The organism is Streptomyces sp. CB01881, assembly GCF_002953255.1.
GTDB lineage: Bacteria > Actinomycetota > Actinomycetes > Streptomycetales > Streptomycetaceae > Kitasatospora.
Genome location: NZ_CP026498.1, coordinates 6,765,906 through 6,774,019, shown reverse-complemented (window position 1 = coordinate 6,774,019; position 8,114 = coordinate 6,765,906). Strand labels below are relative to the sequence as shown.

The 8,114-nt window shown below is 70.4% G+C and carries 6 protein-coding genes; all 6 read left to right on the top strand.

What is annotated here, in order from left to right; genetic code table 11:
- A partial coding sequence (locus tag C2142_RS40015) for a DnaA/Hda family protein (RefSeq protein WP_241002663.1) occupies positions 1 to 661 on the top strand: 661 nt, incomplete at its 5' end.
- 929 nt (positions 662 to 1,590) lie between these two features.
- Entirely contained in the window at positions 1,591 to 2,721 is a 1,131-nt protein-coding gene (dnaN, locus tag C2142_RS19365) for a DNA polymerase III subunit beta (RefSeq protein ID WP_148643822.1), read from the top strand.
- Between the two features lie 171 nt (positions 2,722 to 2,892).
- Positions 2,893 to 3,768, top strand: a complete 876-nt coding sequence (gnd, locus tag C2142_RS19360; protein ID WP_148643821.1) for a phosphogluconate dehydrogenase (NAD(+)-dependent, decarboxylating) — start codon at positions 2,893 to 2,895, stop codon at positions 3,766 to 3,768.
- A 67-nt stretch (positions 3,769 to 3,835) separates the two neighbouring features.
- The gene (gene recF / locus C2142_RS19355) at positions 3,836 to 4,969 is read left to right on the top strand and encodes a DNA replication/repair protein RecF (protein ID WP_148643820.1); all 1,134 of its coding nucleotides are present in this window, start codon (positions 3,836 to 3,838) and stop codon (positions 4,967 to 4,969) included.
- 315 nt (positions 4,970 to 5,284) lie between these two features.
- Positions 5,285 to 5,764: a DciA family protein gene (locus C2142_RS19350; RefSeq protein WP_241003227.1), complete on the top strand. Its 480-nt coding sequence runs from the start codon at positions 5,285 to 5,287 to the stop codon at positions 5,762 to 5,764.
- Positions 5,765 to 6,021: 257 nt separating this feature from the next.
- Positions 6,022 to 8,043, top strand: a complete 2,022-nt coding sequence (gene gyrB / locus C2142_RS19345) for a DNA topoisomerase (ATP-hydrolyzing) subunit B (RefSeq protein WP_148643818.1) — start codon at positions 6,022 to 6,024, stop codon at positions 8,041 to 8,043.
- Positions 8,044 to 8,114 lie beyond the last annotated feature (71 nt).

Genomic DNA, 8,114 nt, shown 5'->3' with positions numbered 1-8,114 from the left:
CACCTTCAACACCCTGCACAACGCCAACAAGCAGATCGTCCTCTCGTCCGACCGGCCGCCCAAGCAGCTGATCACGCTGGAGGACCGGCTCCGCAACCGCTTCGAGTGGGGGCTGATCACCGACGTCACCCCGCCGGAGCTGGAGACCCGGATCGCGATCCTGCGCAAGAAGGCGATCCAGGAACAACTGAACGCCCCCGCGGACGTGTTGGAGTTCATCGCCTCCCGGATCACCCGCAACATCCGGGAGTTGGAGGGCGCCCTGATCCGGGTCACCGCCTTCGCCAACCTCAACCGGGCGCCGGTGGACCTGGAGTTGGCCGGCATCGTCCTCAAGGACCTGATCCCGGGCGGGGACGAGGACGCCGGGCCGGAGATCACCGCGCAGGTCATCATGCAGCAGACCGCCGCGTACTTCGGGCTGGGCGTGGACGACCTCTGCGGCTCCTCGCGCAGCCGCGTGCTGGTGACGGCCCGGCAGATCGCCATGTACCTCTGCCGGGAGCTGACCGACCTCTCGCTGCCGAAGATCGGCGCCCAGTTCGGCGGCCGCGACCACACCACGGTGATGCACGCCGACCGCAAGATCCGGTCCCTGATGGCCGAGCGCCGCTCGATCTACAACCAGGTGACCGAGCTGACCAACCGCATCAAGAGCTAGTCCGTCCACAGCCGTTGAAGGGCGTCAGGAGCCATCCTGACGCCCTTTCGGCATATCCACAGGTGTGCACGGCCGATTCGCTGGGCAGGGTTGCGGGTGGCGGACGCCGCGCCACTGCGCAGGCGGCGTCGAACATCTGACCAGGGATTCGAACCCGCCGGGCGCGAACGGCCGTTGTCCACAGCCGGAGCCGCCTCTCCGCCGTCCACAGGCCGGTGAGCCCCGAGTTATCCAGAATTCCTCCACAGGCCCGCCGCCGCTACGCTCTTCCGCGCAGGTCAGGTGCCTGTGGACTTGTGCACAACGGTTATCCACAGGGTGTGGACAATTGCCGGGCCGCCAGAGGGCCCGCCGGGTTATCCACCGGTTGTCCCCAGGGTCGCCCGGGTTATCCCCAGGTTGTCCACAGCCGCGTCCACAGTTCGACAACCTTGTGCTGGCGTTCATGCCCTGGTGTGAAAGGCGTCACGTGATGTTGACCGGGCCCCGTGGATAACCTGGCCCGGATCTGGGGACAGCGCTGGGGATAACCTGTGGATACCCAGCGTCGCCTGTGGGTAACGCTCCGCTGTCCACAGCGGGCCGTGTCCGTCCACAGCCGCCGTCCACACCTCCTGTGGACAAAAAACCGGGCCTGACCTGCCGAAACGGGGTTATCCACGGTTTCCACAGGCCCTACTACTACTGCTACACCTATAGACCAGTCGACTCGTTCAAAAGCGGGTGGGCCCGAAATCTGTGGACAACCGGACCCCGACATCTGTTCGGCTTGCTTCCGCCCGTCTGCCCCGTCTGTCGGTGGAGTACGTCAGACTGTCCTCGGCGACTGGAAGCGGAGTGGCAGAGCTCGGCGGTCAGCCGCACCGAAGACCAAGATCAGAAGAACCAGACGTGCGAGCGGGAGCGCTCGATCCAGGAGGCGGTTACCGGTGAAGTTCCGGGTGGAGCGTGACGTCCTCGCGGAGGCGGTGGCCTGGGCTGCCCGCAGCCTCCCGGCACGGCCGCCGGTGCCGGTGCTGGCCGGCCTGCTGCTGACGGCACAGGACGGCAGCCTGGCGCTGTCCGGCTTCGACTACGAGGTCTCGGCCCGGGTCGAGCTGGAGGCCGACATCGAGGAGCCCGGCACCGTGCTGGTCTCCGGCCGGCTGCTGAACGACATCTCGCGCAACCTTCCCAACAGGCCTGTGGAGATCTCCACCGACGGCCAGCGGGTCAGCGTGGTCTGCGGCAGTTCCCGGTTCACCCTCCCCACCCTCCCGGTGGACGAGTACCCGGCCCTGCCCCAGATGCCGACCGCCACCGGCACCGTCCCCGGTGACGTCTTCGCCTCGGCTGTCAGCCAGGCCGCGGTGGCCGCGGGCCGCGACGACACCCTCCCGGTGCTCACCGGTGTCCGGGTCGAGATCGAGGGCGACCGGATCACCCTGGCCGCCACCGACCGCTACCGCTTTGCCGTCCGCGAGCTGCTCTGGAAGCCCGAGCAGCCGGACATCTCCGCGGTCGCCCTGGTGCCCGCCAAGACCCTCCAGGACATCGCCAAGTCCCTGGGCAGCGGCGACAACGTCTCGATCGCCCTGTCCTCGGGCGGCGCGGGCGAGGGCCTGATCGGTTTCGAGGGTGCCGGCCGCCGGACGACCACCCGGCTGCTGGAGGGCGAGTTCCCCAAGTTCCGCAGCCTCTTCCCGACCGAGTTCAACGCGATCGCCGCGATCCAGACGCAGCCCTTCCTGGAGGCGCTCAAGCGCGTCTCGCTGGTCGCCGAGCGCAACACCCCGGTCCGGCTGAACTTCGAGGAGGGCGTGCTGACGCTGGAGGCCGGCTCGGGCGACGATGCCCAGGCCACCGAGCGGATCGACGCCTCCCTGGAGGGCGACGCCATCTCGATCGCCTTCAACCCGGGCTACCTGGAGGAGGGCCTCAAGGCCATCGACTCCGCCTACGCCCAGCTGAGCTTCACCACGCCGACCAAGCCGGCCCTGCTCAGCGGCAAGGCCTCGGTCGACACCGAGGCGGACGAGGCCTACCAGTACCTGATCATGCCGGTCCGTCTCTCCGGCTGATCCGGTACGCCCCGGCGTCCCGACGCGTTACCCACAGGCTGTGCACAGCCTGTGGAAGGCCTCCCCCGGTCGGCCCGACCGCGGGGAGGCCCTTGCGCTTCAGCGCGTAGGCTCAGAGAGCGCGGCAACGGCGCCGCCGGCAGGCATGTCACCACAGGTAAGGACTTGGTCATGGAGCTCGGCCTCATCGGTCTCGGCAAGATGGGCGGCAACATGCGCGAGCGGATCCGCCGCGCCGGCCACACCGTCATCGGCTACGACCGCAACCCGGACATCTCCGACGTCGAGAGCCTCCAGGAGCTCGTCACCAAGCTCCAGGGCCCGCGCGTGGTCTGGGTCATGGTCCCGGCCGGCGCCGCCACCCAGGCGACCGTGGACGAGCTCGCCGAGCTGCTCTCCCCCGGTGACGTGGTCGTCGACGGCGGCAACTCCCGCTGGACCGACGACGTCAAGCACGCCGAGGCGCTGGCCGCCAAGGGCATCGGCTTCGTCGACTGCGGCGTCTCCGGCGGCGTCTGGGGCCTGGAGAACGGCTACGCCCTGATGTACGGCGGCGCGGCCGAGCACGTGGCCAAGGCCAAGCCGGTCTTCGACGCGCTGAAGCCGGAGGGCGACTTCGGCTCCGTGCACGCGGGCGCGGTCGGCGCCGGCCACTTCGCCAAGATGGTCCACAACGGCATCGAGTACGCGATGATGCAGGCCTTCGCCGAGGGCTGGGAGCTGCTGGAGGCCGCCCCCGAGGTCACCGACGTGCGCGAGGTCTTCCGCAGCTGGCAGGAGGGCACCGTCATCCGCTCGTGGCTGCTCGACCTGGCCGTCCGCGCCCTGGACGACGACGAGCACCTGGCCAAGCTCAAGGGCTGGGCCGCCGACTCCGGCGAGGGCCGCTGGACCGTCGAGGCCGCGATCGACCACGCTGTGCCGCTGCCGGCGATCACCGCCTCGCTCTTCGCCCGCTTCGCCTCCCGCCAGGAGGACTCGCCGCAGATGAAGATGATCGCCGCGCTGCGCAACCAGTTCGGCGGCCACGCGGTCGAGTCGAAGTAGTTCCGTCACCGCCCGGGGCCGGCCCCCGGGCAAGCACAGTCACAGAAGGCGGGCGCAGTCCACAGCCATGCACGTCGCGCATCTGTCGCTCGCCGACTTCCGGTCGTACGCCCGGGCCGAGGTACCCCTCGACCCGGGCGTGACCGCCTTCGTCGGACCGAACGGCCAGGGAAAGACCAACCTGGTCGAGGCGATCGGCTACGTCGCCACCCTGGGCAGCCACCGGGTCGCCACCGACGCGCCGCTGATCCGGCTGGGCGCCGAGCGGGCGGTGGTCCGGGCCTCGGTGGTGGCCGGCTCCCGCACCACGCTGCTGGAGCTGGAGATCACCCCGGGCAAGGCCAACCGGGCCCGGATCAACCGCTCGGACAACGTCCGGCCGCGCGACGTGTTGGGCCTGCTGCGAACCGTGCTGTTCGCCCCCGAGGACCTCGCCCTGGTCAAGGGCGACCCGGGAGAGCGCCGGCGCTTCCTCGACGAGCTGCTGACCGCCCGCGCCCCCCGGCTGGCAGGGGTGCGGCAGGACTACGAACGGGTGCTCAAGCAGCGCAACGCCCTGCTGAAGACCGCCGCGATGGCCCGCCGGGCCGGTGGCGGCAAGGGCGCGGACCTCTCCACCCTGGAGGTCTGGGACGGCCATCTGGCGCGCGCCGGAGCCGAGCTGACCGCCTTCAGGATCCAGCTGGTGGCCGCTCTCCAGCCGCTGGTGTCGGCCGCGTACGGGCAGCTCGCGCCCGCGGGCGGGGAGACCGTGCTGGAGTACCGCAGCTCCTTCGAGGGCGAGCTGCCGTCCAGCCGCGAGCAGGCGGAGGAGCAGCTGCTCCAGGCCCTCCAGGCGGTCCGCAAGCAGGAGGTCGAGCGCGGGCTGACGTTGGTCGGCCCGCACCGCGACGAGCTGGTGCTCCGGCTCGGCCCGCTGCCCGCCAAGGGCTACGCCAGCCACGGTGAGTCCTGGTCGTTCGCGCTCGCCCTGCGGCTGGCCTCGTACGAGCTGCTGCGCGCCGACGGCGGGGAGCCGGTGCTGATCCTGGACGACGTCTTCGCCGAGCTGGACGCCACCCGGCGGGACCGGCTGGCCGAGCTGGTCGCCGGGGGCGAGCAGGTGCTGGTCACCGCGGCCGTCGCGGAGGACGTGCCGAAGGCGCTGGCCGGGGCCCGGTACGCGGTGGCCGACGGCGCGGTGCGCCGGGTCGACGCCTGACATCCCGGGCATCCCGGGCCGACCGCCCGTACCCGACCGCCTGCACCCGAAGCCCGCGCCGGTGTCCGGGCCCGGCAGCGCCCCCGCCTCCGGGCCTCCCCCGACCCGCGCAGGAGCGGTCCCCTTCACACCCTCACACTTTCCGCCCGTGCCCGACCGGTGCACCGGCGGCCCGCAGCCCTCCGCTCCCGTACGCTGGACGGCTGACCGTTGTCCACAGCCTGGGGATAGGAGATCGCCGTGAGCGAGCCGGCCGAGAACCTCCCGCGGCCGGCCGGCGCCGGTCCGGACGCCGCCGGACCGACCGGCGCCGACCTGGCCCGCTCGGCGCTGCGGGCGGCCCGGGCGCAGGCCAAGCAGCGCGGCGAACAGGTCAGGGAGAAGCGCGAGGCGAAGCGGCACGGTCTGCGCAGCGGTGCGCGTTCGGACGGCCGCGACCCGGTGCCGCTCGGTGCGGCGCTCAACCGGCTGCTGACCGAGCGCGGGTGGGAGTCCTCGGCCGCGGTCGGCGGGGTGATGGGCCGCTGGCCGCAGATCGTCGGCCCGGACATCGCCGCGCACTGCGCCCCCACCTCCTACGACGACGCGGCCGCGGTGCTCGTCGTGCAGTGCGACTCCACCGCCTGGGCCACCCAACTCCGCTGGCTGGCAAGGCAATTGGTGGCACGCCTGAACCACGAGCTGGGGCACGGCACGGTCAAGACCATCAAGGTGCTCGGGCCGGCCGCGCCGGTCCGCGGCTACGGCCGGCTGCGGGCGCCGGGCAGCAAGGGGCCGGGCGACACCTGGGGCTGACCGGGGCCCGCCCGGTGCCGAGCGGACCGGGATCTTCCGGAACCCCTGACGGCCCTTCCAGGCGCTCTGAGCCCCCCGGGCGAGTATCGGGACATGTGCAGAGGGGATTCAGGGCGGCGTATCTGCCCTCAGAGGCTGCCAAACGCCCATCTCTGTCAGTCGTACCGGTAGACTGAGAGCCAAACACTGTTGCTAGTGGCAACCGAGTCGAAACGCCGTGGTCGCACGCCCGCCCACACGGGGTGGGGATGCGGCCCGTGCTGTGCCAGAGAGGGCGCTTCGTGGCCGATTCCGGCAACCCCAGCCAGACCCCAGACCAGACCGACCAGGGCGAGAAGTCCTACAACGCCAGCAACATCCAGGTGCTGGAGGGCCTTGACGCCGTCCGCAAGCGTCCCGGCATGTACATCGGCTCGACCGGTGAGCGTGGGCTGCACCACCTGGTGCAGGAGGTCGTGGACAACTCCGTCGACGAGGCCATGGCCGGGCACGCGGACACCATCGACGTCACGATCCTGCCGGACGGCGGCGTGCGGGTGGTCGACAACGGCCGCGGCATCCCGGTCGGCATCGTCCCCGGGCAGGAGAAGCCGGCCGTCGAGGTCGTGCTCACCGTGCTGCACGCGGGCGGCAAGTTCGGCGGCGGCGGGTACGCGGTCTCCGGCGGTCTGCACGGCGTCGGCGTCTCGGTGGTGAACGCGCTCTCCACCCGGCTCGCGGTGGAGATCCACACCGAGGGCCACCGCTGGACCCAGGACTACAAGATGGGCGCGCCGACCGCCGCCCTGGTCAAGGGCGAGGCCACCGACCGCAACGGCACCAGCGTCACCTTCTGGGCCGACCCGGACATCTTCGAGACCACGGTCTACTCCTTCGAGACGCTCTCCCGGCGCTTCCAGGAGATGGCGTTCCTCAACAAGGGTCTGAGCATCTCGCTGACCGACGAGCGCCCCGAGCACGCGGACGAGGACGGCAAGCCGCTCTCGGTCACGTACAAGTACGACGGCGGCATCGCGGACTTCGTTACCCACCTCAACTCCCGCAAGGGCGAGGTGATCCACCCCTCGGTGATCGACTTCGAGGCGGAGGACAAGGAGAAGGCGATCTCGGTCGAGGTCGCGATGCAGTGGAACTCCTCCTACACCGAGGGTGTCTACAGCTTCGCCAACACCATCCACACGCACGGCGGCGGTACCCACGAGGAGGGCTTCCGCGCCGCGCTGACCGGTCTGGTCAACCGCTACGCGCGGGACAAGAAGCTGCTCCGGGAGAAGGACGACAACCTCTCCGGCGAGGACATCCGCGAGGGTCTGACCGCGATCATCTCGGTCAAGCTCGGCGAGCCGCAGTTCGAGGGCCAGACCAAGGACAAGCTGGGCAACACCGAGGCGAAGACCTTCGTCCAGCGGGTCGTCCACGAGCAGCTGAACGACTGGCTGGACCGCAACCCCAACGAGGCCTCGGACATCATCCGCAAGTCCATCCAGGCCGCCACCGCGCGCGTCGCCGCCCGCAAGGCGCGCGACCTGACGCGCCGCAAGGGCCTGCTGGAATCCGCCTCGCTGCCGGGCAAGCTGAGCGACTGCCAGTCCAAGGACCCGGCCGAGTGCGAGATCTTCATCGTCGAGGGTGACTCCGCCGGCGGCTCCGCCAAGCAGGGCCGCGACCCGCGGATCCAGGCCATCCTGCCGATCCGCGGCAAGATCCTGAACGTCGAGAAGGCCCGGATCGACAAGGTCCTGCAGAACACCGAGGTCCAGGCGCTGATCTCGGCGTTCGGCTGCGGCATCCAGGAGGACTACGACGAGTCCAAGCTCCGCTATCACAAGATCGTCCTGATGGCGGACGCCGACGTCGACGGGCAGCACATCCGCACCCTGCTGCTCACCCTGCTGTTCCGCTTCATGCGGCCGCTGGTCGAGGCCGGGTACGTGTACCTGGCGATGCCGCCGCTGTACAAGATCAAGTGGGGCAAGGACGACTTCGACTACGTCTACTCCGACCGCGAGCGCGACGCCACCATCGCGGCGGGCGTGGCGGCCGGGCGCCGGCTGCCGAAGGACGACGCGATCCAGCGCTTCAAGGGTCTCGGCGAGATGAACGCCGAGGAGCTGCGCGTCACCACCATGGACCAGGCCCACCGTCTGCTCCTGCAGGTCACCCTGGAGGACGCGGCCCGCGCCGACGACCTCTTCTCCGTCCTGATGGGCGAGGACGTCGAGGCCCGCCGGTCCTTCATCCAGCGCAACGCCAAGGACGTCCGCTTCCTGGACGTGTGACGGGGGCCGCCCCCGTCAGCACAGTCCAGTCACGCGTGAAAGGAAACTGACCACCAGTGGTCGACGACAAC